This is a genomic window from Streptomyces sp. NPDC034085, assembly GCF_055575555.1.
The window spans coordinates 138,656-164,837 of the sequence record NZ_JBVISL010000002.1; the positions used below are offsets into that span (position 1 = coordinate 138,656).

Annotated in this window: 28 protein-coding genes and 4 tRNA genes; 25 read left to right on the forward strand and 7 right to left on the reverse strand. The window is 71.2% G+C overall.

Translation table 11 applies throughout. The features are described from left to right. Nucleotides 1–13 precede the first annotated feature (13 nt). From ACZ501_RS05815 to ACZ501_RS05840, 6 genes are all read left to right on the forward strand, one after another. Entirely contained in the window at nucleotides 14–1,567 is a 1,554-nt protein-coding gene (locus ACZ501_RS05815) for a complex I subunit 4 family protein (protein ID WP_361606183.1), read from the forward strand. Then, entirely contained in the window at nucleotides 1,564–3,096 is a 1,533-nt protein-coding gene (locus ACZ501_RS05820; RefSeq protein WP_468792903.1) for an NADH-quinone oxidoreductase subunit N, read from the forward strand. The genes ACZ501_RS05815 and ACZ501_RS05820 overlap by 4 nt, the downstream gene beginning before the upstream one ends. Before the next feature lie 202 nt (nucleotides 3,097–3,298). Beyond that, the gene (gene htpX, locus ACZ501_RS05825; protein ID WP_361606151.1) at nucleotides 3,299–4,162 is read left to right on the forward strand and encodes a zinc metalloprotease HtpX; all 864 of its coding nucleotides are present in this window, start codon (nucleotides 3,299–3,301) and stop codon (nucleotides 4,160–4,162) included. Continuing rightward, a complete protein-coding gene (locus ACZ501_RS05830; protein WP_361606154.1) occupies nucleotides 4,159–4,551 on the forward strand; it encodes a YccF domain-containing protein in 393 nt (130 codons plus the stop codon). The genes htpX and ACZ501_RS05830 overlap by 4 nt, the downstream gene beginning before the upstream one ends. 8 nt (nucleotides 4,552–4,559) lie before the next feature. After that, entirely contained in the window at nucleotides 4,560–5,633 is a 1,074-nt protein-coding gene (locus ACZ501_RS05835) for a barstar family protein (protein WP_468792906.1), read from the forward strand. Between the two features lie 50 nt (nucleotides 5,634–5,683). Beyond that, on the forward strand, nucleotides 5,684–6,199 hold the full coding sequence (locus tag ACZ501_RS05840; protein ID WP_361606160.1) for an SMI1/KNR4 family protein: 516 nt from the start codon (nucleotides 5,684–5,686) through the stop codon (nucleotides 6,197–6,199). On the opposite strand, the gene ACZ501_RS05845 is transcribed toward ACZ501_RS05840, so the two are convergent. Beyond that, entirely contained in the window at nucleotides 6,183–7,418 is a 1,236-nt protein-coding gene (locus ACZ501_RS05845; RefSeq protein WP_361606163.1) for an APC family permease, read from the reverse strand. The two genes, ACZ501_RS05840 and ACZ501_RS05845, sit on opposite strands and share 17 nt — an antisense overlap. A gap of 328 nt (nucleotides 7,419–7,746) precedes the next feature. Beyond that, complete coding sequence (locus ACZ501_RS05850; RefSeq protein WP_030298135.1) at nucleotides 7,747–8,235, reverse strand: YajQ family cyclic di-GMP-binding protein; 489 nt, start codon at nucleotides 8,233–8,235, stop codon at nucleotides 7,747–7,749. Between the two features lie 203 nt (nucleotides 8,236–8,438). Between ACZ501_RS05850 and ACZ501_RS05855 the strand changes: the two genes are divergently transcribed. Then, a tRNA-Tyr gene (locus ACZ501_RS05855) sits at nucleotides 8,439–8,520 on the forward strand. Between the two features lie 95 nt (nucleotides 8,521–8,615). Here ACZ501_RS05855 and ACZ501_RS05860 read toward each other — a convergent pair. Further along, nucleotides 8,616–9,125, reverse strand: coding sequence for a hypothetical protein (locus ACZ501_RS05860; protein ID WP_361606167.1), 510 nt, complete (start codon nucleotides 9,123–9,125; stop codon nucleotides 8,616–8,618). A 105-nt stretch (nucleotides 9,126–9,230) separates the two neighbouring features. Between ACZ501_RS05860 and ACZ501_RS05865 the strand changes: the two genes are divergently transcribed. Further along, nucleotides 9,231–9,671, forward strand: coding sequence for a DUF3574 domain-containing protein (locus ACZ501_RS05865; protein ID WP_468792908.1), 441 nt, complete (start codon nucleotides 9,231–9,233; stop codon nucleotides 9,669–9,671). Nucleotides 9,672–9,710: 39 nt separating this feature from the next. On the opposite strand, the gene ACZ501_RS05870 is transcribed toward ACZ501_RS05865, so the two are convergent. Together ACZ501_RS05870 and ACZ501_RS05875 are read right to left on the reverse strand one after the other, a co-directional pair. After that, nucleotides 9,711–10,367, reverse strand: coding sequence for an SDR family oxidoreductase (locus ACZ501_RS05870; RefSeq protein ID WP_468792910.1), 657 nt, complete (start codon nucleotides 10,365–10,367; stop codon nucleotides 9,711–9,713). A gap of 55 nt (nucleotides 10,368–10,422) precedes the next feature. Beyond that, on the reverse strand, nucleotides 10,423–11,700 hold the full coding sequence (locus tag ACZ501_RS05875; RefSeq protein WP_468792912.1) for an amidohydrolase family protein: 1,278 nt from the start codon (nucleotides 11,698–11,700) through the stop codon (nucleotides 10,423–10,425). Between the two features lie 306 nt (nucleotides 11,701–12,006). Between ACZ501_RS05875 and ACZ501_RS05880 the strand changes: the two genes are divergently transcribed. The 10 genes from ACZ501_RS05880 (at nucleotide 12,007) to ACZ501_RS05925 (ending at nucleotide 18,715) form a co-directional block, all read left to right on the forward strand. Continuing rightward, nucleotides 12,007–12,079, forward strand: a tRNA-Thr gene (locus ACZ501_RS05880). A gap of 48 nt (nucleotides 12,080–12,127) precedes the next feature. After that, nucleotides 12,128–12,200, forward strand: a tRNA-Met gene (locus ACZ501_RS05885). 88 nt (nucleotides 12,201–12,288) lie between these two features. Then, a complete protein-coding gene (gene rpmG / locus ACZ501_RS05890) occupies nucleotides 12,289–12,453 on the forward strand; it encodes a 50S ribosomal protein L33 (RefSeq protein ID WP_003956487.1) in 165 nt (54 codons plus the stop codon). Between the two features lie 204 nt (nucleotides 12,454–12,657). After that, a complete protein-coding gene (locus ACZ501_RS05895; protein ID WP_362458089.1) occupies nucleotides 12,658–13,110 on the forward strand; it encodes a MaoC family dehydratase N-terminal domain-containing protein in 453 nt (150 codons plus the stop codon). A 1-nt stretch (nucleotide 13,111) separates the two neighbouring features. Next, a complete protein-coding gene (locus tag ACZ501_RS05900) occupies nucleotides 13,112–13,540 on the forward strand; it encodes a MaoC family dehydratase (protein WP_468792915.1) in 429 nt (142 codons plus the stop codon). Between the two features lie 1,038 nt (nucleotides 13,541–14,578). Further along, nucleotides 14,579–15,163 (forward strand): TetR/AcrR family transcriptional regulator, encoded by a 585-nt coding sequence (locus ACZ501_RS05905; protein ID WP_361606046.1) that lies wholly within the window; start codon nucleotides 14,579–14,581, stop codon nucleotides 15,161–15,163. A 124-nt stretch (nucleotides 15,164–15,287) separates the two neighbouring features. Then, a complete protein-coding gene (locus tag ACZ501_RS05910; protein ID WP_468792918.1) occupies nucleotides 15,288–16,730 on the forward strand; it encodes a DHA2 family efflux MFS transporter permease subunit in 1,443 nt (480 codons plus the stop codon). Between the two features lie 31 nt (nucleotides 16,731–16,761). Next, entirely contained in the window at nucleotides 16,762–17,160 is a 399-nt protein-coding gene (locus ACZ501_RS05915) for a DUF3291 domain-containing protein (protein ID WP_468792920.1), read from the forward strand. Further along, entirely contained in the window at nucleotides 17,161–18,261 is a 1,101-nt protein-coding gene (locus ACZ501_RS05920; RefSeq protein ID WP_468792923.1) for a UDP-N-acetylmuramate dehydrogenase, read from the forward strand. A gap of 1 nt (nucleotide 18,262) precedes the next feature. Continuing rightward, nucleotides 18,263–18,715, forward strand: coding sequence for a hypothetical protein (locus tag ACZ501_RS05925; protein ID WP_362458103.1), 453 nt, complete (start codon nucleotides 18,263–18,265; stop codon nucleotides 18,713–18,715). Here ACZ501_RS05925 and ACZ501_RS05930 read toward each other — a convergent pair. Together ACZ501_RS05930 and ACZ501_RS05935 are read right to left on the reverse strand one after the other, a co-directional pair. Further along, the gene (locus tag ACZ501_RS05930; RefSeq protein ID WP_468792926.1) at nucleotides 18,669–19,688 is read right to left on the reverse strand and encodes an adenosine deaminase; all 1,020 of its coding nucleotides are present in this window, start codon (nucleotides 19,686–19,688) and stop codon (nucleotides 18,669–18,671) included. The two genes, ACZ501_RS05925 and ACZ501_RS05930, sit on opposite strands and share 47 nt — an antisense overlap. A 247-nt stretch (nucleotides 19,689–19,935) precedes the next feature. Continuing rightward, a complete protein-coding gene (locus ACZ501_RS05935; protein ID WP_361606064.1) occupies nucleotides 19,936–21,162 on the reverse strand; it encodes a pyridoxal phosphate-dependent aminotransferase in 1,227 nt (408 codons plus the stop codon). A gap of 192 nt (nucleotides 21,163–21,354) precedes the next feature. On the opposite strand from ACZ501_RS05935, the gene ACZ501_RS05940 reads away from it, so the two are divergent. The 7 genes from ACZ501_RS05940 to rplL all read left to right on the forward strand — a co-directional run bounded on the left by ACZ501_RS05940 (nucleotide 21,355) and on the right by rplL (nucleotide 25,773). Next, a tRNA-Trp gene (locus ACZ501_RS05940) sits at nucleotides 21,355–21,427 on the forward strand. Between the two features lie 105 nt (nucleotides 21,428–21,532). Continuing rightward, nucleotides 21,533–21,814 carry a preprotein translocase subunit SecE gene (gene secE, locus ACZ501_RS05945; protein WP_361606085.1) on the forward strand — a complete coding sequence of 94 codons (282 nt, stop codon included), beginning with the start codon at nucleotides 21,533–21,535 and terminating at the stop codon, nucleotides 21,812–21,814. A gap of 83 nt (nucleotides 21,815–21,897) precedes the next feature. Beyond that, nucleotides 21,898–22,827: a transcription termination/antitermination protein NusG gene (gene nusG / locus ACZ501_RS05950; protein WP_468792928.1), complete on the forward strand. Its 930-nt coding sequence runs from the start codon at nucleotides 21,898–21,900 to the stop codon at nucleotides 22,825–22,827. Between the two features lie 167 nt (nucleotides 22,828–22,994). Beyond that, the gene (gene rplK / locus ACZ501_RS05955; RefSeq protein ID WP_361606070.1) at nucleotides 22,995–23,429 is read left to right on the forward strand and encodes a 50S ribosomal protein L11; all 435 of its coding nucleotides are present in this window, start codon (nucleotides 22,995–22,997) and stop codon (nucleotides 23,427–23,429) included. Between the two features lie 87 nt (nucleotides 23,430–23,516). Beyond that, entirely contained in the window at nucleotides 23,517–24,245 is a 729-nt protein-coding gene (gene rplA, locus ACZ501_RS05960; protein ID WP_361606073.1) for a 50S ribosomal protein L1, read from the forward strand. Between the two features lie 499 nt (nucleotides 24,246–24,744). Beyond that, nucleotides 24,745–25,275 carry a 50S ribosomal protein L10 gene (gene rplJ / locus ACZ501_RS05965; protein ID WP_361606076.1) on the forward strand — a complete coding sequence of 177 codons (531 nt, stop codon included), beginning with the start codon at nucleotides 24,745–24,747 and terminating at the stop codon, nucleotides 25,273–25,275. 111 nt (nucleotides 25,276–25,386) lie between these two features. Further along, complete coding sequence (rplL, locus tag ACZ501_RS05970; RefSeq protein ID WP_361606079.1) at nucleotides 25,387–25,773, forward strand: 50S ribosomal protein L7/L12; 387 nt, start codon at nucleotides 25,387–25,389, stop codon at nucleotides 25,771–25,773. Nucleotides 25,774–26,182: the final 409 nt, after the last annotated feature.

Consider the following 26,182-nt stretch of genomic DNA (forward strand, 5'->3'; position numbering starts at 1 on the left):
CAGCCCGTCCGTGATGCAGTTCCTTCTGGCGTTCATCGTGGCCGCACCGCTCCTCGGCGCCGTCGCGGCCCTCCTGCCGGCCCCGCCCGGACTCAAGGGCAAGAGCCCCGAACAGGCCGTGCTCCGCCACGGCGTCACCATCACCGCAGTCGTCCTCGCCGCAGCCGTCGCCCTCACCCTGGGCTTCGACCACGACGCCCCGTCCCGCTTCCAGGCGGCGACGGACATCAGCTGGATCCAGGCGCTGAACATCCGGATCCACCTCGGCATCGACGGCATCTCGCTCCCCCTCCTCCTGATGACCGCGCTGCTGTTCTTCCTCTGCGCGGTGTACAGCTACTTCAAGCTCCCCGAAGGCCCCTCCGCCAAGGGCTTCGTCGCGCTGCTCCTCGTACTCGAGTCCGGCACCCTCGCGACCTTCGCCGTACTCGACCTGATGCTCTTCTTCCTCGCCTTCGAGATGGTCCTCGTCCCGATGTACTTCCTCATCGCCCGCTGGGGCGGTGCTCAGCGGCAGGCGGCCGCCTGGAAGTTCATCCTCTACACGCTCCTCGGCTCCGTGGTCATGCTGCTCGGGCTGCTGCTGATCGGGCTGAACAGCGGCACTTTCGACATGGTGGCACTCGCCACTGACAACGGGCGCGGACTGAGCCACACCACCCAGCTCCTGGCCGTCCTCGCCATCGGCATCGGCCTCGCCGTGAAGACCCCGATGTGGCCGCTGCACACCTGGCTGCCCGACGCCCACACCGCCGCCCCGACCGTCGGCTCCGTCCTGCTCGCCGGCGTCATGCTGAAGATGGGCACTTACGGGTTCGTCCGCATCCTGCTGCCCGTCACCCCCGACGGCATGCACACCTTCGCCCCCTACCTCGGCGCCTTCGCCGCCGTCGGCATCGTCTACGGATCCCTCGCCTGCCTCGCGCTGACCCGCAAGAACGGCAAGGGCGACCTCAAGCGCCTCATCGCGTACTCCTCCGTCGGGCACATGGGCTTCGTCCTGCTCGGCATCGCCACCATGACCCCCACCGGAGTCAACGGCGCGCTCTTCGCCAACATCGCCCACGGCCTCATCACCGGCCTCCTCTTCTTCCTCGTCGGCGCCCTCAAGGACCGCTACGGCAGCAGCGACCTCGACACCCTCGCCGGAGCCACCGGCGCCGCCCTCTACGGCCGGGCGCCCCGCCTCGGCGCACTCCTCGCCTTCGCCGCCGTCGCCTCCCTCGGCCTGCCGGGCCTGGCCGGCTTCTGGGGCGAGATGCTGGCCCTGTTCGGGGCCTTCGACCCGGCCGAGGGCCTCTCCCGCCCGGCGTTCCTCACCTACATGGCCGTCGGCGCGTTCGGCACCCTGCTGACCGCCGCCTACCTGCTGATCGTCGTACGCCGCGTCTGCATGGGAGACCCGAAGGCCGGCCCCGAGGTGACCCTCGCGGACGTCCAGCGCTACGAGTTCGCCGCCTGGACCCCGCTCGTCGCCCTCACCGTCCTCGCCGGCCTGTGGCCGGCCCTCCTCCTCGGCCTCACCGACCCGGCCGTACAGAAGCTCCTCGCAGGAGGCAACGCATGACGGCCACGACGGTCCTCGCCGCCGACACCCCCAGCCTCGTCCAGTCCGTCGACTGGCTCGCGATCGCGCCCGTGGTCATCACCGCCGCCGTCGCCCTGGCCGTCCTGGTCGCCGACCTCTTCGTCCCCGAGGGCCGCAAACCGCTCCTCGGCTGGATCTCGGTCGCCGGCCTGGCCGCCGCGACCGCCACCCTGCTGCCGCTGCGCGGCGGCGACCGCACCACCTTCTGCCTCACCACCGACCCGGCCGCGTGCAGCTACACCGCCGACCGCTTCACGCTCGTCGTGCAGTTCCTCGTGCTCGCCGGAGCCCTGGTCACCGCGCTGATGTCGGTCACCGTCGTCCGCGAGGCCCGCACCCCGGCCGGCGAGTACTGGTTCCTGCTGCTGTCCTCCGCCGCCGGCGCCGCCCTGCTGCCCGCCTCCCGCGACCTCGCCACCCTGATCGTCGCCCTCGAAGTGGCCTCGCTGCCCGCCTTCGCCCTCGTCGGCATGCGGCGCGGCGACCGGCTCTCCTCCGAGGCCGCCCTCAAGTTCTTCCTGTCCTCGGTCACCGCCACCGCCGTCTCCCTGATGGGCGTCAGCCTCGTCTACGCCGCCACCGGCTCCCTGCACCTCACCCAGGTCGCCGGCCGGCTCGAAGACGTACCCGGGCAGCTCGACACCCTCGCCATGGCGGGCGTCGCGCTCACCCTCGTCGGCTTCGCCTTCAAGACCGCCGCCGTCCCCTTCCACTTCTGGGTCCCCGACACCTACGTCGGCGCCCCGCTGCCCGTCGCCGGATACCTCTCCGTGATCGGCAAGGCCGTCGGCTTCACCGGCCTCGTCCTCGTCACCGTGATCGCCTTCCCGGCGTACTCCGACATCTGGGGGCCGGCCCTGGCCGTGCTCGCGGCGCTCACCATGACCCTCGGCAACGCCGCAGCCCTGCGCCAGTCCGCCGACCGCCCCCACAGCGCCGTACGGCTGCTCGCCTGGTCCTCCGTCGGCCAGGCCGGCTACCTGCTGGTCCCGATCGCCGCGGCCGCGTACTCCGACCGCGACCAGATCGGCTCCACCGTCGCCTACGCGCTGATGTACGCGGCCGTGAACCTCGGAGCCTTCGCCGTGGCCGCGCTGGTCGCCCGTACGAAGCCGCTGCACCGCATCAGCGACTACCGGGGCCTGTACGCGCAGCGTCCCGCCGCCGCCCTGTCGATGGCCTTCTTCCTGCTCTGCCTGGCGGGGCTGCCGCCGGGCATCATCGGGCTCTTCGCCAAGGTCGCCGTCTTCCGGTCGGCCGTCGACGCCGGCCTGGGCTGGCTCGCCGTGGTCATGGCGGTCAACGTCGTCGTCGCCCTGTACTACTACCTGCGGTGGACCGCCCTGCTGTTCCGCACCCCGGAAGCCGCCGAGGGCGTACCCGCCCGTACGAAGGCCCCCTGGCCCGTCGCGGCCGCGATCGCACTCACCGCCATCACGGCCCTGGTCCTCTCCGGCGCCCCGCAGCTCGTCCTGCGCTTCGCCTCCGGCAGCCTCTTCCCGCTGTAGCCCTCCCGGCCGCCCGCCGCTCACCCGTACGGAGCAACGCCCGCTGCCGCCCCCCGGCCCGCGCCCCGGGGGCGGCGGCGCCGCCGTGCCCTGGGAACCAGACGCCGCCACCTCGCGTTGACCAGAAAGGGAGGGTCCACTGGACCGAAGTCCCTCGGTTCCACGACGGGGCTCCCCTGCCGCACCACTTGGAGGGCGTACCGTGCACCGCCGGAACAACGGGCTGAAGACCGCCGTACTCCTCGGCGGGCTGTCCGCACTCATCATCCTCATCGGAAGCTTCTTCGGACGGAACGGCCTGATCATCGCCGTCCTCGTCGCCCTGGGGACGAACGCGTACGCGTACTGGAACAGCGACAAGCTGGCTCTACGCGCGATGCGCGCACGCCCCGTCAGCGAGTTCGAGGCCCCCGAGCTCTACCGCATGGTGCGCGAGCTCTCCACCTCCGCGCGCCAGCCCATGCCACGGCTCTACATCTCTCCGACCGAGGCCCCCAACGCCTTCGCGACCGGCCGCAACCCGCGCAACGCCGCCGTCTGCTGCACGGAGGGCATCCTCCGCATACTCGACGAACGCGAACTGCGCGGAGTCATCGGGCACGAGCTGAGCCACGTCTACAACCGCGACATCCTCATCTCGTCGGTCGCCGGAGCACTCGCCTCCGTGATCATGTTCCTGGTGAACTTCGCCTGGCTGATCCCGGTCGGCCGCTCGAACGACGACGAGGGACCCGGCCTCTTCGGCATGCTGCTCGTCATGCTCCTCGGCCCGCTGGCCGCCTCCGTGATCCAGCTCGCCATCAGCCGCTCGCGCGAGTACGAGGCCGACGCCTCCGGAGCGCAGCTCACCGGCGACCCGCTCGCCCTGGCCAGCGCCCTGCGCAAGCTCGACGCCGGCACCAAGCAGCTCCCGCTGCCCCCCGAACCCCGCCTGGAGACGGCGAGCCACATGATGATCGCCAACCCCTTCCGGCCAGGTCAGGGGCTCTCCAGGATGTTCTCGACGCACCCTCCGATGGCCGAGCGCATCGCCCGGCTCGAACAGATGGCAGGCCACAGCCAGTGAAGACAATCCTCAACGTCATTTGGCTCATACTCAGCGGGATCTGGCTGTTCCTCGGATACTGCGTGGCCGGCCTGATCCTCTGTGTCACCATCATCGGCATCCCCTTCGGCATCGCCGCCTTCCGCATCGCCGTCTACGCCCTCTGGCCCTTCGGCTACACCGCGGTCGAACGCCGCGACGCGGGCGCACCGTCCTGCGTCGGCAACGTCCTGTGGCTCCTCCTGGCCGGCTGGTGGCTGGCCCTCGGCCACATCGTCACGGGCCTCGCGCTCTGCGTCACGATCATCGGCATCCCGTTCGGCATCGCCAACTTCAAGATGGTCCCCCTCTCCCTGCTCCCGCTGGGCCGCGAAATCGTCCCGACCGACGCCCCCTTCGCCTCCCGGTGACGGCCGGCGTGCGCTTCGCCCTGTGGGGCGAGGACGAGGACCACGAGGAAGAGCAGCTGTGGGCTTCGTGCGAGGAGGCGGAGGGCCTCTTCGCCGAACCGCCGGAGCCCGTACGGCGGCGTTACGAGCTGCGCGGGTTCACCGCGGAGGCCGCACTCCCGGCCGCGCTCGGATTCCTCGTACTGCAACCGCTCCACGAGCACGGCCGGCCCGCCCGGGAGTGGTACCTGGAGGACGCCCGCGTCCTCGCCACCCGCGCCCGTGACGGGTCGCGGCAGGACGTGACCGTCGAGGCCGTCCGCCCGGACGACCAGCCGCCCCACCCGGCCGGAGCCCCCTCGGCAGTGGGCTTCAGCCTGTCCGACCACCAGGACCGGGTCCTGGGCCACTTCCGGGACCTCGCCGAGGTGCTGCCCGTCGAGGAGCCGCCGCCGCACTCCGTACGCCTGCTCGGGTGCGCGGTGCGCGGGCCGCTGCGGGAGGTGCTGGAAGGCCGGGAGGAGCGGCCGCTCGGCTACCGGCACCTGGACGCCCTGGACGCCGCCGGCGCGGTCCTCGCCCCGGTCGGATACCCGCACATCGTCGACTGGCAGCCCTCCCCGCGCGGCCCCGGCCTGTACGACCTGACCGTGCACATGGAGCCCCAGCCGCCCGTCGTCGCGGACATCTGGCCGCTGTGGCGGGACGGCACTCCGGCCGTCCCCAACCTGTGGGCGCGGTTCGACGGCAGCGGCCGGGCCCTCTGGCTGGATCCGGCCCTGGCGCACCGCAGGGGCCCGGACCGGCCGGCCGGCGGCACCTACCACCTCGACGGGAGGCACGTCACCGACGCCGATGGCTTCTTCTGCGCACTCGGCGAGGCCGTCAACGGGCCGGGCGGGTACTTCGGGCGCTGCCTGAACGGTGTCTCGGACGCCCTCTGCGGCGGATTCGGAGCCACATGGCCGTTCACCCTCGTCTGGCACCACCACGAGGTGGCCCGCCGCTGCCTGGGCCTGCAGCCGCTGGTGAGAAGCCCGGCCACCTTCCCCGAACTCCTCGACTTCCTCCGGGAGAAGGGCATCGACGTCGTCCTCGCCTGAGTTGTCCACAGGCGAGGACGACTGTCGGCGGGGTACGCCACCATGAACACATGAACGAAACCGAGCAGTTGCTGGAGCAAGTCACCGAGCACGTACGGGACCCCGCGCGCCGACGCGGAAAGCGCCTGCCCGCGCCTTTGGCGCCGGCGGAGGCCGACCGCGCCGAGCAGATACTCGGCTTCGCCCTGCCGCCCCTCCTCGCCGCGCTCTACACGCGCGTCGGCGACGGCGGATTCGGTCCCGAAGGCGGACTGCTGCCGCTGCGTCAGGCCATCACCGCATACGAGTCGGGCCGAGCGTCCGACTGGGGCTGGCCCGAGGGTGTCCTGCCGATAGCGGACTTCGGCTGTGCCATGTACGCCTGCGTGGACTGCCGCTCCGAAACCGCCCAGGTCCTGCTCTTCGAACCGAATCCGGGGGAGCCCGCGCTCGCCTGGTACCTCCACTCACCGAGCCTGGCGGGCTGGCTGCGCGACTGGCTCGACGGTGCGGGCTGGTTCCGCGACGACTGGGGGGACGACGACATGGACCCGATCCCGTGGCCCGAGTTCAGCTCCCGGACCTGAACCGGCCCCGAACCCCGTAGACCGCCGCGCCCAGCACCAGCACCGCCGCCCCCGCGACCGCCGCCGCGAAGGGCAGCGTGCAGGCCAGCACCACACAGCCGGACAGCCCCACCGCTGCCACGGCCCGGCCCTTGACACCTGAACCGAGAGTCCACGCGGAGGCGTTCGCGATCGCGTAGTAGACCAGCACTCCGAAGGAGGAGAAGCCGATCGCGCCCCGCAGATCGGCGGTGGCCGCGAGCACCGCCACGACCGCACCCACGGCCAGCTCCGCACGGTGCGGCACCTGATGCCGGGGATGTACGGCGGCCAGCGCGCGCGGCAGGTGGCCGTCCCGGGCCATCGCCAGGGCCGTGCGCGACACCCCGAGCACGAGGGCCAGCAGAGAGCCCAGCGCGGCCAGCGCCGCGCCCACCCGGACGACGGGGGACAGTCCGGGCCACCCGGCAGCGCGCACCGCGTCGGCCAGCGGGGCGGCCGACGCCGCCAGACCCGCGCTGCCGAGCACCGACAGGGCCGCCACCGCCACGGCGGCGTACACCAGCAGGGCGATCCCCAGCGCGAGCGGCACCGCGCGCGGGATCGTGCGCTGCGGATCACGCACCTCCTCGCCCAGGGTGGTGATCCGGGCGTAGCCCGCGAAGGCGAAGAACAGCAGGCCGGCCCCCTGCAACAGCCCGGCGGCGCCCCAGCCCCCGCCGGCCAGGGCCCCGGGATCCGCCGCGTCGGAGGTCAGGCACACCACGACGACCCCGGCCAGCACCGCCAACACCGCCGCCACGATCAGCCGGGCGATCCGGGCGGACTTCTGCACCCCGCCGTAGCCGGCGGCGGTCAGCGCCACCACCGCCGCGACGGCCACCGCGTGCTGCCGCCCGGGCCACACGTACGCGCCGACGGTCAGGGCCATCGCCGCGCAGGAAGCCGTCTTGCCGACCACGAACCCCCAGCCGGCCAGATACCCCCAGAAGGGGCCGAGCCGCTCGCGCCCGTAGACGTAGGTCCCGCCGGAGGCCGGATACCGGGCGGCCAGCCGGGCCGAGGAACGGGCGTTGCAGTACGCCACCAGGGCCGCCACAGCGAGGGCGGCGAGGAGCCCGCCGCCCGCGGCGCGTGCCGCCGGGGCGAGGGCGGCGAAGATGCCGGCGCCGACCATCGCGCCGAGTCCGACCACGACGGCGTCGGACACCCCCAGGCTGCGCTTCAGCTCGTTGTCCACGGGCGGAGGGTAACGGGGCAAGATGACGCCCGGGGCGTTCCCTAGCCGACGCCCTCCCGGCCCGGCAGCGGCACGCGTTTGCGGCGATCAGCACGAGACCGATACCGGCCAGCATCCCGTGAACCACGGCGACCGAGATCGCCCGGAACCACCGCCCGAGCCGCAGCAGCCCCATGCCCAGCTGGAGCACCCCCGCGGCCAGCACCCTCCCTGCCGTGGCGCCCCATGACGAAGGGCACAACGCGGGCGGCCGCCGGTCAGGCCCGGCGATCGCCCCCGTTGTGCCCCACGGGTCCGCTCAGCGACGTACGCGCAGCTCAGCGGTGGTTCAGCGGTAGTTCACGAACTGGATCGCGAAGTCCAGGTCCTTGCCCTTGAGGAGCGCCTGGACGGCCTGGAGGTCGTCACGGCTCTTGGAGCTGACACGCAGCTCCTCACCCTGGACCTGGGCCTTGACGCCCTTGGGGCCCTCGTCCCGGATGATCTTCGCGACCTTCTTGGCGTTCTCCTGGGAGATGCCCTCCTCGATCGACGCGAAGATCTTGTACTCCTTGCCGGACAGCTGCGGCTCGCCGGCGTCCAGCGCCTTCAGCGAGATCCCGCGCTTGACCAGCTTCGTCTCGAACACGTCGAGGACGGCCTTGACGCGCTCCTCGGAGTTCGCCTCCATCAGGATCTTCTCGCCGGACCAGGCGATGGTGGCGCCGGTGCCCTTGAAGTCGTAGCGCTGCGAGAGCTCCTTGGCGGCCTGGTTGAGGGCGTTGTCGACCTCCTGCCGCTCGACCTTCGAGACGATGTCGAAACTGGAGTCGGCCATGTGCTGTGGCTCCTTGAAGTCGGCTGTGGTGTGCCCCGGAGGGCGCGTCCGGACATCCCCGGCCCGCTCCGCAAAGCCTAGCCACCGCGCCCACGTGCGGCGCTGATCAATCCGGTGGCGAACCACCCCCGAGCATCGGGTATCGTTTACGTCGTTGCCAGGGAACAACGCCGCAAGGCGGGGGATCCGAGGCGACATCCCATGGCGGTGTGCCCGAGTGGCCAATGGGAGCGGACTGTAAATCCGTCGGCTTAGCCTACCCAGGTTCGAATCCTGGCGCCGCCACGCGAGTGGAACCCCCGTTCATCTGCGGAAGCGCAGTGGACGGGGGTTTCTTCGCATGTCCCGTCCACGGCCGCCCCGCGGCACGGGGCGCGGGTTCAGGGCCGGGGCTCGGTGACCGTCAGGTGGTAGGTCGTGTCGATCCAGAAGCCGTTCGACGCCGCGGCCTCGATCTCCAGGACGAACTGACCCGGCGGGAGGGGTTCGAGGGCGCACCACAGCCCCCAGGCGACCTGCGGTATGCCCAGGACCGGGAAGGGCTTCGAGGAGAACTCCCGCAGCTTCAGGGGCGAGCTGTTCAGGGCCGCCGAGGCCCGGGTGACCTCCAGCCGCCACGGCTTGGTCACGAACGGCACCGCCGTCCGCCTGGTGTTCAGCACCGGGAAGAACAGCGGCCGGCCCGACGGGATGCTGCACCGGCGCACCACCCGCCCGCCGTGCGTACCCGCCAGGAACCACACGCTCCGGGGCTGCCGCCACCCGGCGTACGCGCCCGTCGTGTCCCCCACCGGGCTCTCCCCGTCCGGCGCGGACAGGGCCCACCGCCACCACCGGGCCGCGAGCCGGCCGCCCTCCGCCGCGCTGACGCGCCACTCGCCGTCGCCCATGCCCCACCCCGGAACCCGTACGACCGCCCCCTGCGGCCGATTTCCGGGTGACCCTATCGGCCCCCCGCCACGCACCGAAGCGGGCGGCCGGTCGTTTCACGGGGCGTGACATGGACTTCGGACAGACGCGGCAAGGCCGGGGGCGGCGTACTCATCGCCCTGCTCGGCGCCGGGATCCCCGCCCTGGTGGGGGCGGCACTGCACAGCGACACCGGGCAGCCCTACCGGGAAACCCGGCTGTACTTCGGCACGCAGCGCCCCGACGGACGGCAACCCGTCGCCCAGGGCGAGTTCGGGCGGTTCCTCGACGACGAGGTCACCCCCGCCTTCCCCGAGGGACTGACCCTCCGGGACGGGTCCGGCCAGTGGCGCGGCGAGGACGGCTCCATCGTCCGCGAAAGCTCCTACGAGGTCGTGCTGCTCTACCCCGAGAAGGAGGCCGACGAGCGCGGCGCCCGCGTCGAGCGGATCCGGCAGCAGTACCGCAAGCAGTTCCCGCAGGGCTCGGTCGAACGCTCCGACGCCGCGGTGCAAGCGGGCTTCTGACGGACGGTCGACGGCTGCGCGGCGGCCGGGCCCGCCGCGTCAGTTGCCCGCCACGTCCTTCACGGCCACCGACACCGGCGCCGACCCCGAGACGAGCTCCAGCGTCAGGCCGGCCGTCGCCGGGGTCTCGACCAGCTCCGCCAGCACCGCCGCCACGTCGTCGCGCGGGACCATGCCCCGGCCCGTGCGGGCCTCCAGCCGGACCAGCCCCGTGCCGGCGTCGTCCGTCAGCCGGCCCGGGCGCAGCACCGTCCACTCCAGCCCCAGCCGGGTTTGCAGGTGCGCGTCGGCGTCGCCCTTCGCGCGCAGGTACACGTCGAAGACCTCGTCGCCCTCGTGCCGGGAGTCGGCGCCCATCGTGGAGACCATCAGGAAGCGGCGCACACGGGCCCGTTCGGCGGCGTCGGCGAACAGCACCGCCGCGTCCCGGTCCACGGTGTCCTTCCGGGCCGCGCCGCTGCCCGGACCGGCCCCGGCGGCGAACACCGCCACGTCCGCGCCCTGCAGGATCCCCGCCACGTGCTCGAGCGAGGCCGACTCCAGGTCGCACAGCACCGGTTCGGCACCGGCCTCCCGCAGGTCGCCGCCCTGCTCCGGGTCCCGGATGATGCCCGCGACCTCGTACCCGCGCGCGGCGAGCAGGCGCTCCAGCCGCAGCGCGATCCGACCGTGTCCACCCGCGATGACGATGCGCATGCCCCGACCGTACGACGACCCGGGCGCCCCCGCCCGCGAACAGCCGGGGCGACGATCAGGGCCCCGGCTCCGTACGGCCCTGCCGGGGCAGGTCCAGGGCCACCGCGACCGCGGAGTCGCAGTACTCCCGCACGGCACTCGTACGGGCTACCACGCGCCCCCGGTGGACCACGATGCGGCTGTACGCCAGCGACAGCACCCCCGCGATCCGTTCCCCGCGCACCGCGAGCAGCTCCGCCGGGAAGCCGGCCTCCACCCGCACCTCCGGCAGCCCCATGGCCTCCCGGGCGGCGGCGCTCACCGCCTCGTAGGCCTCGCCCGCGCGCAGCCCGCCCTGCGAGGCCAGCAGGTACGCGGCTTCGAGCGGGTCGCCCCGGCCGACCGGGTTCCCGGCGTCCCGCAGGGCCCCGCTGCCGGCCGCGACCCGGACCCCGGCCGCCCGCAGGAGGCGTACCGGGGCGGTGCGCAGGCCTCGCCGCTCCAGCGCCGCGCAGTCGCCCTGGGGCAGGCACGTCACCCGTACGCCCGCCGCCGCGAGCCGGTCGGCGGCGCGGGTGGCCGAGTCCAGCGGGAGCCGAGACAGGCCGCCGCACGGGCCGATGGTCACCCCGGGGCGCAGCCCCCCGGCCATGGCCGCCAGCCGGGCCAGCCGGCCCGGGTCGTCACCGTCGGTGTGCAGGTCCACCGGGCAGCCGTGTTCCGCGGCCAGCTCCAGGACCGCCTCGAGGAAGCCCGTCGGATCGGGGTCCAGGTCGGGGCAGCCGCCGATCACGGAGGCGCCCATCTTCACGGCGTCGCGCAGCCTGGCGAGCCCGTCGGCGCCGGCCACCCCGGTCAGCAGCCGGGGCACGGCCACCGTGGTCAGGTCGGTGAGGCCGCGCAGGGAGCGGCGGGCCTGGAGCACGGCCTCCATGGGGCCCAGCCCGTGCACGTCGCCGATCCGCACGTGGGAGCGCACGGCGGTGGCGCCGTGGCCGAGCTGGAGCAGCGCCGCCTCGGTGGCCCGGCGCTGCACCTCGTCGGGGGCGTAGGAGACCGGCCCCTCGGCGTCCGCGGTCAGCGCGGTGTCCCCGTGGCCGTGGGGCTCGGCGGGGGCCGGCAGGAGCAGGTAACCCCGCAGGTCGACCCGGGACAGGCCGGGGGTGGGGAGGCTGCCGGCGGTGCCGACGGCCTGGATACGGCCGCCGCCCAGCCGGACGTCGACGGTACGGCCGTCGGTGAGCCGCGCCCCGGTCAGCAGGAGCCCGCTGGCCTCGGGGACGGGTCCGCCGAGGGGGCCGCCGACGGGGTGGCGCGGGGAGGGGGAGGGCTGCTGCGGCTGGCTGTCGGACATCGCGCTCCTGCGGTGGCTCGGGCGGTTCCTGTGCCGTGGCCGCAGCCCTCGGCCCAAGATCACGCAGCGTGCTCAGAGCCTAGGGCGCGGGGGTGCCGGGTTCGCGGAAGAGCGCAATAGTCGTACCGGTGTGGTGCCCGTGCGGCTGAGCGGGCTCGGCGGGGCCGCAAGGAGGCCGAGGGGCGTGATCCCCGCCACAAAGGGCGGGGCGGGCGGTCCGGGAAAGACCCGACGGTGTCTTCGGAGCCCAGTCCCCCCAAAGGATTTGGGCGATCGGCAGGCAACCGTGTAATGTCTTCATCGCTCGCCCCAATAGCTCAGTCGGTAGAGCGTCTCCATGGTAAGGAGAAGGTCTGCGGTTCGATTCCGCATTGGGGCTCTGGTGAGAGAGGTTCCCCACCCTCGGGTGGGGAACGGATCTCATCAAAGCGGCGTAGCTCAGTCGGTAGAGCAAGCGGCTCATAATCGCTGTGTCACCGGTTCAAGTCCGGTCGCCGCTACACCCAGTAGCCGATTGCGGGGTCGGTCTCCCGATCGGCTACTCTTTTATGCGTTCATCCGTCCCATAGTCCGTCAAGGAGCACTCACGTGGCTGCCACCGACGTCCGCCCGAAGATCACGCTGGCCTGCGTGGAGTGCAAGGAGCGGAACTACATCACCAAGAAGAACCGGCGTAACAACCCGGACCGTCTTGAGATGAAGAAGCACTGCCCGCGCTGCAACTCGCACACCGCGCACCGCGAGACCCGCTAGTCACTGGCGAAGTCTCGAATATAGGCACCGTCATGAGGTCGTCCCCTTCAATGGGGGCGACCTTGTGTCGTTTCCGCAGCGGATCTTGATCCGATCCGCTGCGTACCGGCCCGGGCGCGACCGCTGTGTTCGTTCCGTGCCCCTCCGCACGTGTCCTCGGAACGTGCCCCTTCATCGTGTCCCTGCAACAGGAGGCAGTGAGCCATGGCCCTCGATCAGACCTTCGTGGGGCGGACCTACCCGCCCACCGAGCCGTACGAGGTCGGCCGGGAGAAGATCCGCGAATTCGCGGTCGCGGTGGGTGACGAGAATCCCGTCTACACCGATCCCGAAGCCGCCAAGGCGTTCGGTCACCAGGATGTGATCGCCCCGCCGACTTTCGTGTTCGCCATCACTTTCGCGGCGGCCGGCCAGGTCATCGAGGACCCGCAGCTGGGACTGGACTACAGCCGCGTCGTGCACGGCGACCAGAAGTTCGCGTACGTCCGCCCCGTGCGGGCGGGTGACCGGCTCACCGTGACCTCCACCATCGAGGCCGTGAAGTCGCTCGCCGGCAACGACATCGTCGACATCCGCGGCGAAGTCCACGACGAGTCCGGTGAGCACGTGGTGACCGCGTGGACCAAGCTCGTGTCCCGCGCCCCCGAGGAGGCCTGAGATGACCGCGCAGATCCAGTACGCCGACGTCGAGGTCGGCACCGAGCTCCCGGCGGCGTCCTTCCCCGTGACGCGCGCCACCCTCGTCCGCTACGCCGGCGCCTCGGGTGACTTCAACCCGATCCACTGGAACGAGAAGTTCGCCCAGGAGGTCGGACTGCCGGACGTGATCGCGCACGGCATGTTCACCATGGCCGAGGCGATCCGCGTGGTGACCGACTGGGTGGGCGACCCGGGTGCGGTCGTCGAGTACGGAGTCCGCTTCACCAAGCCGGTCGTCGTCCCGAACGACGACAAGGGCGCGCTGATCGAGGTCACCGCGAAGGTCGCCGCCAAGCTGGAGGACAACCGCGTGCGGGTCGACCTGACGGCGATGAGCGCGGGCCAGAAGGTCCTGGGCATGTCCCGCGCAGTGGTCAAGCTGGCCTGAGCGGCGGGGCGGGGCGGGAGCCGCGGGGCGGGAGCCGCGGGGCGGGGTGGGGGCGGGGTTCCGCTGGGCCGTCTCAGAGCCGGTTTGGGGGTTTCCCGTCAGTCCCATCGTCATTCCGTGTCGGGCCGGTCCGTCAAGGGCGCTCCCTTCGGTCGCGTCGCTTCGCGATTTCGCTGCGCTCAACCCTTGACCGACCGACCCGCCCCGGAAAGCCGAAAGACTGCCGGGAAGCCCCCAAAAGAACGGTCACGGTGGACAGGTCCCAGGAGCGGCCCCGTCAGGGATGAGGCGAGGGACCGGGGGCATGCTTCGCCGGGCGCCTGCGGCCCGTCTGGGGCTGGTGAGGAGCCACCGCGAGACCTTTCCCGTCCTGTTTGCCCGCTTTCAGCGGTTGGCGTGAGGGGTGAAGGACTTCTGTCGGAATCTGCCGACAGAAATGGTGTCCGTAGGGTCCGACAGGCCCCCGAGCCCGCCCCGAAGGGCCCATTTCCCTCCCCGGAGCGCAGCGCGTAGCGATCCGCCGCGCCCGTCGGCCCCGGACGGGCTTCTGATCACCGTTTGGTGCAGGTATCAGCCCCAGACGGCCGTCGGTCGCCGAGACGTGAGAGGCGCTTAGCGATCTGTCGCGCCTGGGCGCTTCCCGCGCTGCTCTGGTCGCTGTTCGGTGCGGGTGGGGCCGGGCCCCCGGCCCTGGGCGTGGGACATGGTCCCGGATCCGGGAGGGGGTCATGGCCCCTGACCCCTCGCCTCGTCCCTGAGAGACCCGCTCCTCGGACGTGTCCCTGGTGACCGTTCTTTTGGGGGGTTCCCGGCAGTCTTTCGGCTTTCCGGGGCGGGTCGGTCGGTCAAGGGTGGCCGAAGGCCATCGCGAAGCGACGCGACGAAGGAGCGCCCTTGAGGGACCGGCACGGCACGGAATGACGATGGGACTGACGGGAAACCCCCGAACCCTCCCTGAGACCGCCCCACCGAAACCCCGCTCGCCCGACCCCGCCCCACCCCTTGACTCGGTTAGTGATTGAGTACTAACTTACAACCATGGCAAGGATGAGTGCGGACGAGCGGCGTGAGAGCGTCATTCGCGCGGCGATCCACGAGTTCGCGCGCGGCGGCTACTACGGGACCTCCACCGAGGCGATCGCCAAGCGGGTCGGGGTTTCGCAGCCGTACCTCTTCCGGCTGTTCCCGAACAAGCAGGCCATCTTCCTCGCGGCCGCCGCCCGCTGCCTGAAGCGCACCCGGGAGGTGTTCGCCGAGGCCGTCGAGGGGCTGAGCGGGGAGGACGCCGAGCGTGCCATGGCCGAGGCCTACACCCGGCACATCGCCGAGGACCCGCAGATCGTGCAGATGCAGCTCCAGATGTACGTCACCGTCGCCGCCGCCGAGGCGGCCGGGGACCGGGAGCTCGGTGAGCTCGTACGGGCCGGCTGGCTGGAGCTGTGGGACACCGTGAAGGTGCCCCTGGGCGGGGACGTCAGGGAGACGACCACCTTCATGGCCTACGGGATGCTCATCAACACCCTGACCGCGATGGGGTTCCCGTCCGGGCACCGCATCTGGGAGGGGTTCCATACCCCCGCCCGCAGCGCGCCCACCCAGGCCCAGTCCAGCCCGGGGCAGTAGGCCCCGGGCCCGAGGCCCCCCGGGCCCGAGGCCCTCACGCCGCGCCCCGCCCGGCCCGGCCCCCCGGCCCTTCCCTGCCCACGAAAGTTAGTCAGCAATAACTAACAACCCTCAGGGGGAAACCGTGACCCAGCCAGCCGAGACCAAGCTCCGCCCGCCCGCGATATGGGCCCTCGTGCTCACCGGGGCCGCCAGCTTCATGGCCGCCCTCGACAACCTCGTCGTCACCACCGCCCTCCCCGCCATCCGGAACGACCTCGGCGGCAAGCTGGAGGACCTGGAGTGGACGGTGAACGCCTACACGCTCACCTTCGCCGTCCTGCTCATGTTCGGCTCCGCCCTCGGTGACCGATTCGGCCGGCGGCGGCTCTTCGTCACCGGGCTCCTGGTCTTCACCGGCGCCTCCGCCGCAGCCGCCCTCGCGTCCGGGATCGGCCAGCTCATTGCCGCCCGCGCCGTGCAGGGCGTCGGCGCGGCGATCATGATGCCGCTCAGCCTCACCCTGCTCACCGCCGCCGTCCCCGCCGCCCGGCGGGGGATGGCCCTGGGGATCTACGGGGCCGTCGGCGGGCTCGCCGTCGCCAGCGGTCCCCTCGTCGGAGGCAGCCTCACCGAGCACATCTCCTGGCAGTGGATCTTCTGGCTCAACGTGCCCATCGGCCTGGCCCTGGTCCCGCTCGCCCGCCTGCGCCTCGCCGAGTCCACCGCCCCGGACTCCCGTCTCGACGTCCCCGGCACTCTGCTGATCAGCGGCGGCCTCTTCGGCGTCGTCTACGGCCTGGTCAACGCCAACGCCCACGGCTGGACCAGCGCCCCCGTCCTGACCGGCCTCATCGCGGGCAGTGCGCTCATCGGCGGCTTCGTCCACCACGGCTTCCACAACGCGAACCCCATGCTCCCCATGCGGCTGTTCCGCAGCCGCGGCTTCTTCGGGATCAACATCGCCAGCCTGCTGATGTACCTCGGCATGTTCGGGTCGATCTTCCTGCTCAGCCAGTTCCTCCAGGGTGTCGCCGGCTACTCGCCCACCCAGGCCGGACTGCGGATGCTCCCCTGGACCGGGATGGCGGTCCTCGTCGCCCCGATCGCGGGGGTGCTGTCCGACCGGATCGGCGGCCGGCCCGTCGTCGTCGCCGGGCTGGCCCTCCAGGCGCTCGGGCTCGGCTGGTTCGCGGTGATCCTGAGCCCGGACGTCTCGTACGCCGCCCAGCTCCCGGCGCTCGTCCTGAGCGGCATCGGGATGTCCCTGTACTTCGCCCCCGCCAACAACGTGCTGATGTCCACCGTCACCCCCGCCGACCAGGGCAAGGCCTCCGGCGCCAACAACGCCCTGCGCGAGGTCGGCGGCGCCCTCGGCGTGGCGGTGCTCGCCTCCGTCTTCTCCGCCCGGGGCGGCTACGAGACCCCGCAGACCTTCACCGACGGCACCGTCCCCGCCCTGTGGATAGGCGCCGCCGCGGTGGCCCTGGCCGCCGCCCTCGCCCTGCTGCTCCCGCGCAGGACGAAGAGCACCCCGGCCGTCACCCCCGAAGCCGTGACCGTCCCCGCCCCGGTCCGGGCCGGCTGAGCCCCACCCGACCAGCGAAGGAGAACCCGTCATGCCCGACATCCCCTGGTCCACGCCCACCCAGGCCGCTCCCGGCGCCGAGGTCTACGTCATGGCCTCCCGCTTCGAGACCGCGACCCTCGCCGGCGCCGTGAAGTTCTTCCTCAAGGCGCCCGGCATCATCCGCCAGATCCGCAAGGCTCCCGGCGCCCACGGCGTGGCCCTGCGGGCCCGAGTCCTGGACCGCACCTTCCTCACCCTCTCCGCCTGGGAGGACCGGGACGCCCTCTACAGCTTCGCCCGCAGCGAGCCGCACCGCTCCGGCTCCCGAGCAGCCAGCGCGTACATGAAGGAGTCCGCCTTCACCTTCTGGACCGTCCCCGCCTCGGAACTCCCCCTCGGCTGGCCCGAGGCCGAACGCCGTCTGGCCGAGCGGAACCAGGGCCACTGAGTGCCCCGCCGGGACGCGAGGGGGACGGACCGTACTCTTGTGCACGTGCAGGAACTCCACGATGCCCCCCTCGCCCCGCTGACCACCTTCCGCCTCGGCGGCCCCGCGGCCCGGCTGGTCACCGCGACCACCGACGCCGAAGTCGTCGAAACCGTCCGCGCCGCGGACGCGAGCGGCACCCCGCTGCTGGTCATCGGCGGCGGCAGCAACCTGGTCATCGGCGACCAGGGCTTCGACGGCACCGCCCTGCGCATCGCCACCACCGGCTTCCGGCTCGACGGCACCACCCTGGAGCTGGCGGCCGGCGAGAACTGGAGCGACGCCGTCACCCGCACCGTCGAGGCCGGGCTCGCCGGAGTCGAGTGCCTCGCGGGGATCCCCGGCTCGGCCGGCGCCACCCCGATCCAGAACGTCGGGGCGTACGGCCAGGAGGTCTGCGACACCATCACCGAGGTCGTCGCCTACGACCGCACCACCGGCGAGACGGTCACCCTGACCGCCGCCGAATGCGCCTTCCGCTACCGCAACAGCACCTTCAAGGACCAGCCCGACCGCTACGTCGTCCTGCGCGTGCGCTTCGCCCTGGAGGACGCGGGCGGCCTCTCGGCCCCGATCAAGTACCCCGAGACGGCCCGCGCCCTCGGCGTCGAGGCCGGCGACCGCGTCCCGGCCGCCCTCGCCCGCGAGACCGTCCTGCGCCTGCGCGCCGGCAAGGGCATGGTCCTCGACCCCGCCGACCACGACACCTGGTCGGCCGGCTCCTTCTTCCACAACCCGATCCTCACGGACGAGGCCTACGCGGCCTTCCTGGCCCGCGTCCAGGACCGCCTCGGCACCGACACCACCCCGCCCGCCTACCCGGCCGGTGAAGGCCGTACGAAGACCAGCGCGGCCTGGCTGATCGACAAGGCCGGCTTCACCAAGGGCTACGGCAGCGGCCCCGCCCGCATCTCCACCAAGCACACCCTCGCCCTCACCAACCGGGGCGCGGCCACGACCGAGGACCTGCTGACCCTCGCCCGGGAGGTCGTCGCGGGCGTCCACGCGGCGTTCGGCGTCACCCTCGTCAACGAGCCGGTGACGGTCGGCGTCAGCATCTGACATGCACTGCCCCCTGCACGGGGCCGGTACGGACCCCACACGACTGGTGGGGCGCGAGATCCGCCGGGTCGTCGCGTCCTGGCACATCTGCGAGGGCGAGCGCTCCGAGGCACCGCTCGACGTCTGGCTGATCGACAGCGCCGGCGAGACCACGCGCATCACCACCGGGTCGGACCAGTGCCTCATCGTGGAGCGCGCCGAGCCGCACGGGCCCTACGACCTGGGGGAGTGGGGCCGGATCGAAGTCGGCGAGGACCTCGGCGAGCACCCCTTCCTGCGCCACCTCGGCCAGACCGTCGAGTCGGTCGCCGAGTTCGCGCTGCCCGAGCAGGGCCGCACCCACCTGGAGATCGGCTTCCCCGACGGCCACCGGGTCCGGGCCGACTGCCACGAGGGGGACCTGCGGCTCACCCGGCCAGCCAGTGGTCGATGCCGTCCAGCAGCTTGTTCTTGACCTCCTCCGGCGCGGCCGAGCCGCGCACCGACTGACGGGCCAGTTCGGCCAGCTCCGCGTCCGTGAAGGCGTGGTGGCGGCGGGCGATCTCGTACTGGGCCGCGAGCCGGGACCCGAAGAGCAGCGGGTCGTCGGCGCCCAGGGCCATCGGCACCCCGGCCTCGAAGAGGGTGCGCAGCGGTACGTCCTCGGGCCGCTCGTAGACACCGAGCGCGACGTTGGAGGCGGGGCAGACCTCGCAGGTGACCTGCCGGTCGGCGAGCCGCTTCAGCAGCCGGGGGTCCTCGGCGGCCCGTACGCCGTGCCCGATGCGGGAGGCGTGCAGGTCGTCGAGGCAGTCGCGGACGGAGGCGGGGCCCGTCAGCTCGCCGCCGTGCGGGGCCGCGAGGAGGCCGCCGTCGCGGGCGATGGCGAAGGCCCGGTCGAAGTCGCGGGCCATGCCGCGGCGCTCGTCGTTGGAGAGCCCGAAGCCGACGATGCCGCGGTCGGCGTAGCGGACGGCGAGGCGGGCGAGGGTGCGGGCGTCCAGGGGGTGCTTCATGCGGTTGGCCGCGATGAGGACCCGCATGCCGAGGCCGGTCTCGCGGGAGGCGCTGTCGACGGCGTCGAGGATGACCTCGACGGCCGGGATCATGCCGCCGAGGAGGGGCGCGTAGGAGGTGGGGTCGACCTGGATCTCCAGCCAGCCGCTGCCGTCCCGTACGTCTTCCTCGGCGGCCTCGCGCACCAGCCGCTGGATGTCCTCCGGCTCGCGCAGGCAGCTCCGGGCGGCGTCGTAGAGGCGCTGGAAGCGGAACCAGCCGCGCTCGTCGGTGGCGCGCAGCTTGGGCGGTTCCCCGGCGGTCAGGGCGTCGGGGAGGCGGACGCCGTACTTGTCGGCGAGCTCCAGCAGGGTCGACGGGCGCATCGAGCCGGTGAAGTGCAGGTGGAGGTGGGCTTTCGGCAGAAGCGTGAGATCGCGTACGTGCTCCATCTGGTGATCCTGCCGTACCGCGGCGCTGGGCGGGAGGGGGTTTTACCTTTCGGGGGCTTGTCCGAACGCGAGAGCGGGGCTTCGGTGCCGCTGCGGGGGACCTTTCCGGCGCCGCCCGGGGTCTGGAGCGGGAGCCCGGCGGAACGCCGAGCAGGGGACGGGCCCGCGCCGCGGAAACGCCTGAGCGGCGGCTCCCCGTACCGGGGGAGCCGCCGCCCAGGATCTCTGGCCATGGGACCGCCGCAGGCTAGGCCTTGGCCTCCGCGAGGAGCTTCTGGACGCGGGACACGCCCTCGACCAGGTCCTCGTCGCCCAGGGCGTACGACAGGCGCAGGTAGCCGGGGGTGCCGAAGGCCTCGCCCGGGACGACCGCGACCTCGGCCTCGTCGAGGATCAGCGCGGCGAGCTCGACCGAGGTCTGCGGGCGCTTGCCGCGGATCTCCTTGCCCAGCAGCTCCTTGACCGACGGGTACGCGTAGAACGCGCCCTCGGGGGTCGGGCAGAAGACGCCGTCGATCTCGTTGAGCATCTTCACCATGGTCTGGCGGCGGCGGTCGAAGGCCTTGCGCATCTCGGCGACGGCGTCCAGGTTGCCGGAGACGGCGGCCAGCGCGGCGACCTGGGCGACGTTGGAGACGTTGGAGGTGGCGTGCGACTGGAGGTTGGTCGCGGCCTTGATGACGTCCTGCGGGGCGATGACCCAGCCCACGCGCCAGCCCGTCATGGCGTACGTCTTGGCGACGCCGTTGACGATGATGCACTTGTCGCGCAGGGCCGGGACCAGCACGGGGAGCGAGGTGAACTTCGCGTCGCCGTAGACGAGGTGCTCGTAGATCTCGTCGGTCAGCACCCACAGGCCGTGCTCGGCCGCCCACTCGCCGATGGCGCGGGCGTCGTCCTCGCTGTAGACGGCGCCGGTCGGGTTGGACGGGGAGACGAACAGGACGACCTTGGTGCGCTCGGTGCGCGCGGCCTCGAGCTGCTCGACGGAGACCCGGTAGCCGGTGGTCTCGTCGGCGACGACCTCGACCGGGACACCGCCGGCGAGGCGGATCGACTCGGGGTAGGTGGTCCAGTAGGGGGCCGGGACGATGACCTCGTCGCCCGGGTCGAGGATCGCGGCGAAGGCCTCGTAGATGGCCTGCTTGCCGCCGTTGGTCACCAGGACCTGGGAGGCGTCGACCTCGTAGCCGGAGTCGCGCAGCGTCTTGGCGGCGATGGCCTTCTTCAGCTCGGGCAGGCCGCCGGCCGGGGTGTAGCGGTGGAACTTCGGGTCGCGGCAGGCCTCGACCGCCGCCTCGACGATGTAGTCCGGCGTCGGGAAGTCGGGCTCGCCCGCGCCGAAGCCGATGACCGGTCGGCCGGCGGCCTTGAGGGCCTTGGCCTTGGCGTCGACGGCGAGGGTGGCGGACTCGGAAATGGCGCCGATGCGGGCAGACACCCGGCGCTCGGAGGAAGGCGTTGCAGAGGTCATGGGGCCAATCGTCCCAGACGGCCGAGAAGCGCCGCACACCGTTTCAGTTACCGGACGGAGCAGATCCGGATGTCTTCTGTTCGACGTCAGGGCCCGGACCACGTACACTCACCTGTCGTTGGTCCTCAACAGCCGCCCCAGAGCGTGAGCACTCCGTGCACTCGCTCGGATGCGGTAGGTTGGGGAACGCAAAGGGTCGTAGCTCAATTGGTAGAGCACTGGTCTCCAAAACCAGCGGTTGGGGGTTCGAGTCCCTCCGGCCCTGCTTCACACTCCTTCTCGGACGTGTGCGCAGGTACGTACTTCGATGCAACGCCGTGCGGCGCAACCGGGCGCGGCTACGGCCACGACCCGGATTCAGGTGAGAGACGTGACGGACGCCCTGGGCTCCATCGACATGCCTGACGCCGAGAGCGACACTCGAGAGAAGAAGGCCCGCAAGGGCGGCAAGCGCGGGAAGAAGGGCCCCCTGGGGCGCCTCGCGCTTTTCTACCGCCAGATCGTCGCGGAACTCCGCAAGGTCGTCTGGCCCACCCGGAACCAGCTCACGACGTACACCACCGTGGTGATCGTCTTCGTCGTCATCATGATCGGTCTGGTGACCGTGATTGACTATGGGTTCCAGGAAGCCATCAAGTTCGTCTTCGGCTGATCCCCGCGGAGGGCGGCGCCTGATGGGTGCCGCCCGTTTTCGCATGTTCCACCACCTTTTGTATCCAGGAAGAAGCAGCCACCGTGTCTGACCCGAACCTGAACGTGAGCCACGACTCCGTCGAGTCCGTCGAGGACGAGCTCGACATCGTCGAGGCGGCGGACGCTGTGGACCCCGACGAGGCCGAGCTCGCCGACGCCGAAGCCGGCGCCGCCGCGGAGGAAGCCGCCCTGCACGTCGAGGACGAGGTCGACGCCGAGGCTGATGGCGCCGAGGCCGAAGAGGCCGCCGACGCCGACATCGCCGACGAGGACGCCGAGGACGAGGCCGACATCGAGGCCGTCGAGGCCGAGGCCGAGGCCGACGAGGAAGCCCCGGCCGAGCCGGCGGAGCCCGTCGACCCCATCCAGGCCCTCCGCGAGGAGCTGCGCCTGCTCCCCGGTGAGTGGTACGTGATCCACACCTACGCGGGCTACGAGAAGCGCGTGAAGGCCAACCTGGAGCAGCGCGCCGTCTCGCTGAACGTCGAGGAGTTCATCTACCAGGCCGAGGTGCCCGAGGAAGAGATCGTCCAGATCAAGAACGGCGAGCGCAAGAACGTCCGGCAGAACAAGCTGCCCGGTTACGTTCTCGTCCGCATGGATCTGACGAACGAGTCCTGGGGCGTCGTCCGCAACACCCCGGGCGTCACCGGCTTCGTCGGCAACGCGTACGACCCGTACCCGCTGACCCTCGACGAGATCGTCAAGATGCTCGCCCCCGAGGCGCAGGAGAAGGCCGCCAAGCAGGCTGCCGAAGAGGCCGGCCTGCCCGCGCCCGCCGTCAAGCGCACCATCGAGGTCCTGGACTTCGAGGTCGGCGACTCGGTCACCGTCACGGACGGCCCGTTCGCCACGCTCCAGGCGACGATCAACGAGATCAACCCGGACTCGAAGAAGGTCAAGGGCCTCGTCGAGATCTTCGGCCGCGAGACCCCGGTCGAGCTCAGCTTCGACCAGATCCAGAAGAACTGATCTTCCGGACCAAACGCTTCCGAAACAGGTCAGACCAGCCCGTCAAGGGCGGTCTGACCTGCTCGGTTTTTAGCCCCGCACTGATACCCGCTATCGTGGTGCGGTATGCCTCCATCCGGATGACCGGAAGGACGGCTGAAAACTCTCACTAGGACCCGGAGAGAGCAATGCCTCCCAAGAAGAAGAAGGTCACGGGGCTTATCAAGCTCCAGATCAAGGCCGGTGCGGCCAACCCGGCTCCGCCGGTCGGCCCCGCGCTCGGTCAGCACGGCGTCAACATCATGGAGTTCTGCAAGGCCTACAACGCCGCGACCGAGTCGCAGCGTGGCATGGTCGTGCCGGTGGAGATCACGGTCTACGAGGACCGCTCCTTCACCTTCATCACCAAGACCCCGCCGGCCGCGCGCCTCATCCTGAAGAGCGCGGGCGTCGAGAAGGGCTCCGGCGAGCCGCACAAGACCAAGGTCGCGAAGCTCACGCGTGACCAGGTCCGCGAGATCGCCACGATCAAGATGCCCGACCTCAACGCGAACGACATCGACGCCGCCGAGAAGATCATCGCCGGCACCGCCCGTTCGATGGGTATCACGGTCGAGGGCTGATCCAGCCCCCTCGCAGTCCCCAGTGGTAGGACCAAGCGCTGGTCCGCACCACGACTCCACGCCTGAAGTACTTACACAGGAGCAGAAGTGAAGCGCAGCAAGACTCTCCGCGCTGCGGACGCCAAGATCGACCGGGAGAAGCTCTACGCTCCCCTCGAGGCCGTCCGTCTCGCCAAGGACACCAGCACCACCAAGTTCGACTCCACCGTCGAGGTTGCCTTCCGCCTGGGTGTCGACCCGCGCAAGGCCGACCAGATGGTCCGCGGCACCGTGAACCTCCCGCACGGCACCGGCAAGACCGCCCGGGTCCTGGTCTTCGCGACCGGTGACCGTGCTGCGGCCGCGGAAGCCGCCGGCGCCGACATCGTCGGCGACGACGAGCTGATCAACGAGATCGCCAAGGGCAACCGCCTCAACGAGTTCGACGCCGTCGTGGCCACCCCGGACCTCATGGGCAAGGTCGGCCGCCTCGGCCGCGTGCTCGGTCCGCGTGGTCTCATGCCGAACCCGAAGACCGGCACCGTCACCATGGACGTCGCCAAGGCTGTCACCGACATCAAGGGTGGCAAGATCGAGTTCCGCGTCGACAAGCACTCGAACCTGCACTTCATCATCGGCAAGGTCTCCTTCTCCGATGAGCAGCTGGTCGAGAACTACGCGGCGGCCCTGGACGAGATCATCCGTCTGAAGCCGTCCGCCGCCAAGGGCCGCTACATCAAGAAGGCCGCCCTGAGCACCACGATGGGCCCCGGCATCCAGCTGGACTCCAACCGCACCCGGAACCTCCTCGTCGAGGAAGACCCGGCCGCGGTCTGAGCCTCACGGCTCGCCTGAGTGGCTGAACGGGTCCTCCACTCCCCTCGCGGGGAGCGGAGGGCCCGTTCTTCGTGTTCCGTGCCCGTCGGATGCGGCGCATGCCCTGGTGGGCCACGACGGCCCGCGAGGACGGGAGAGGACGGGAGGGGACGGGAAGAGGGCCGACGGGGCCGTGCGGCGGCCGCGTCCTCCCCGCAGGCCTCCCCGCCCGCCCTGGGGCCGGCGGGGGCGCGGGGGCGGCTCCGCCGTACGGGCGGATTTGCACCCGCACCCATGGTTCGCGTACGCTTCCACAGAAGCCAAAGACCGCTGGTCGTTGCCGTGCCTGGAAGGGTGCGGTGGCCGAAGGATCCGCTACTGCGGACGACCCGCGCAGGTGACTGAGGAATCGTTCCCGGACTTCGTCCGGTTGAGCTACGCCCTGGCGCCTGCGCCGGGGCGTTTTGTATGTCAGCCCCTTCTGAGCGGTCCTCATCACCCGGAAGGAGGCCGACGCTCTATGGCAAGGCCCGACAAGGCTGCCGACGTAGCCGAGCTTGAGGACAAGTTCCGCAGCTCGAACGCCGTTGTGCTGACCGAGTACCGGGGTCTCACCGTCGCGCAGCTCAAGACGCTGCGTCGCTCGCTCGGTGAGAACGCCCAGTACGCCGTGGTGAAGAACACGCTGACCAAGATTGCGGCTAACAACGCCGGGATCACCTCGCTCGACGACCAGTTCACTGGTCCGACGGGTGCCGCCTTCATCACCGGTGACCCGGTGGAGTCGGCCAAGGGTCTTCGTGACTTCGCCAAGGAGAACCCGAACCTCATCATCAAGGGCGGTGTCCTTGATGGCAAGGCGCTGACCGCCGATGAGATCAAGCAGCTCGCGGACCTCGAGTCCCGCGAGGTTCTGCTCAGCAAGCTGGCCGGCGCGTTCAAGGGCAAGCAGTCTCAGGCTGCCTCGCTCTTCCAGGCGCTGCCGTCGAAGTTCGTCCGCACCGCGGAAGCGCTTCGCGTCAAGCTCGCCGAGCAGGGCGGTGCCGAGTAATTCGGCTCGCGCACTGATCCGCGCCGCCTAGTGCGCGGGTCGTAGCGGGCCGTTACGCCCGCCTCTCTATACATCCGGCACCTGCCGAATTAAGTGGAAGGATCGCCCATCATGGCGAAGCTCTCTCAGGACGACCTCCTCGCCCAGTTCGAGGAGATGACCCTCATCGAGCTCTCCGAGTTCGTGAAGGCCTTCGAGGAGAAGTTCGACGTCACCGCCGCCGCGGCCGTCGCCGTCGCCGCCCCGGGTGCCCCGGGCGCCGGTGCCGCTGCCGAGGTCGAGGAGAAGGACGAGTTCGACGTCATCCTCACCGGCGCCGGCGACAAGAAGATCCAGGTCATCAAGGTCGTGCGCGAGCTGACCTCCCTGGGTCTGAAGGAGGCCAAGGACCTCGTCGACGGCACCCCGAAGCCGGTTCTCGAGAAGGCCAACAAGGAAGCCGCTGACAAGGCCGCTGAGGCCCTCAAGGCTGCCGGCGCCTCCGTCGAGGTCAAGTAACACCTCTGAGGCCGCCTAGACGGCCTCAGCCAAGGGCGATCACCCGTAAGGGTGGTCGCCCTTCGGCGTATGCGCAGTGCCTGACTTGCCCTGGTCTCGTTGGGGAGTAGGGTGATCTTCGTTGCCTCGAAGCAGGGTCCGGAGATGATCCGCTCGGAGCACGGGGCCTTGACGAACGGCCAGCGGCGCGCAATTCTCAGTCCGTCGTGAGGTCGGCCAGCTCGATCCTGGATCCGAGGCATGGATCGACTACGAAGAGGGCAGTACTGATACGCGCTCTGTGTTCGAGAGCCGCAGCGTGTCGGTTGAACAACGTAGGGAAGGGCCTGTTGCCGGTTGCCGGAGACGCGGTCTGGACATCAGTGAGCCGAGTGGCTACACTGACCCTTTGCGCTGCCTGTTAGCTGTC

Coding starts and splice junctions, on each gene's coding strand:
- ACZ501_RS05935 (WP_361606064.1), bottom strand. CDS start 21,162: ATGACCTCTGCAACGCCTTCCTCCGAGCGCCGGGTGTCTGCCCGCATC.
- ACZ501_RS05850 (WP_030298135.1), bottom strand. CDS start 8,235: ATGGCCGACTCCAGTTTCGACATCGTCTCGAAGGTCGAGCGGCAGGAG.
- ACZ501_RS05820 (WP_468792903.1), top strand. CDS start 1,564: ATGACGGCCACGACGGTCCTCGCCGCCGACACCCCCAGCCTCGTCCAG.
- ACZ501_RS05840 (WP_361606160.1), top strand. CDS start 5,684: ATGAACGAAACCGAGCAGTTGCTGGAGCAAGTCACCGAGCACGTACGG.
- ACZ501_RS05915 (WP_468792920.1), top strand. CDS start 16,762: ATGCCCGACATCCCCTGGTCCACGCCCACCCAGGCCGCTCCCGGCGCC.
- ACZ501_RS05895 (WP_362458089.1), top strand. CDS start 12,658: ATGGCCCTCGATCAGACCTTCGTGGGGCGGACCTACCCGCCCACCGAG.
- rplL (WP_361606079.1), top strand. CDS start 25,387: ATGGCGAAGCTCTCTCAGGACGACCTCCTCGCCCAGTTCGAGGAGATG.
- ACZ501_RS05900 (WP_468792915.1), top strand. CDS start 13,112: ATGACCGCGCAGATCCAGTACGCCGACGTCGAGGTCGGCACCGAGCTC.
- rplK (WP_361606070.1), top strand. CDS start 22,995: ATGCCTCCCAAGAAGAAGAAGGTCACGGGGCTTATCAAGCTCCAGATC.
- ACZ501_RS05815 (WP_361606183.1), top strand. CDS start 14: ATGCAGTTCCTTCTGGCGTTCATCGTGGCCGCACCGCTCCTCGGCGCC.
- rplJ (WP_361606076.1), top strand. CDS start 24,745: ATGGCAAGGCCCGACAAGGCTGCCGACGTAGCCGAGCTTGAGGACAAG.
- ACZ501_RS05930 (WP_468792926.1), bottom strand. CDS start 19,688: ATGGAGCACGTACGCGATCTCACGCTTCTGCCGAAAGCCCACCTCCAC.
- ACZ501_RS05875 (WP_468792912.1), bottom strand. CDS start 11,700: ATGTCCGACAGCCAGCCGCAGCAGCCCTCCCCCTCCCCGCGCCACCCC.
- ACZ501_RS05925 (WP_362458103.1), top strand. CDS start 18,263: ATGCACTGCCCCCTGCACGGGGCCGGTACGGACCCCACACGACTGGTG.
- ACZ501_RS05860 (WP_361606167.1), bottom strand. CDS start 9,125: ATGGGCGACGGCGAGTGGCGCGTCAGCGCGGCGGAGGGCGGCCGGCTC.
- ACZ501_RS05870 (WP_468792910.1), bottom strand. CDS start 10,367: ATGCGCATCGTCATCGCGGGTGGACACGGTCGGATCGCGCTGCGGCTG.
- ACZ501_RS05905 (WP_361606046.1), top strand. CDS start 14,579: ATGGCAAGGATGAGTGCGGACGAGCGGCGTGAGAGCGTCATTCGCGCG.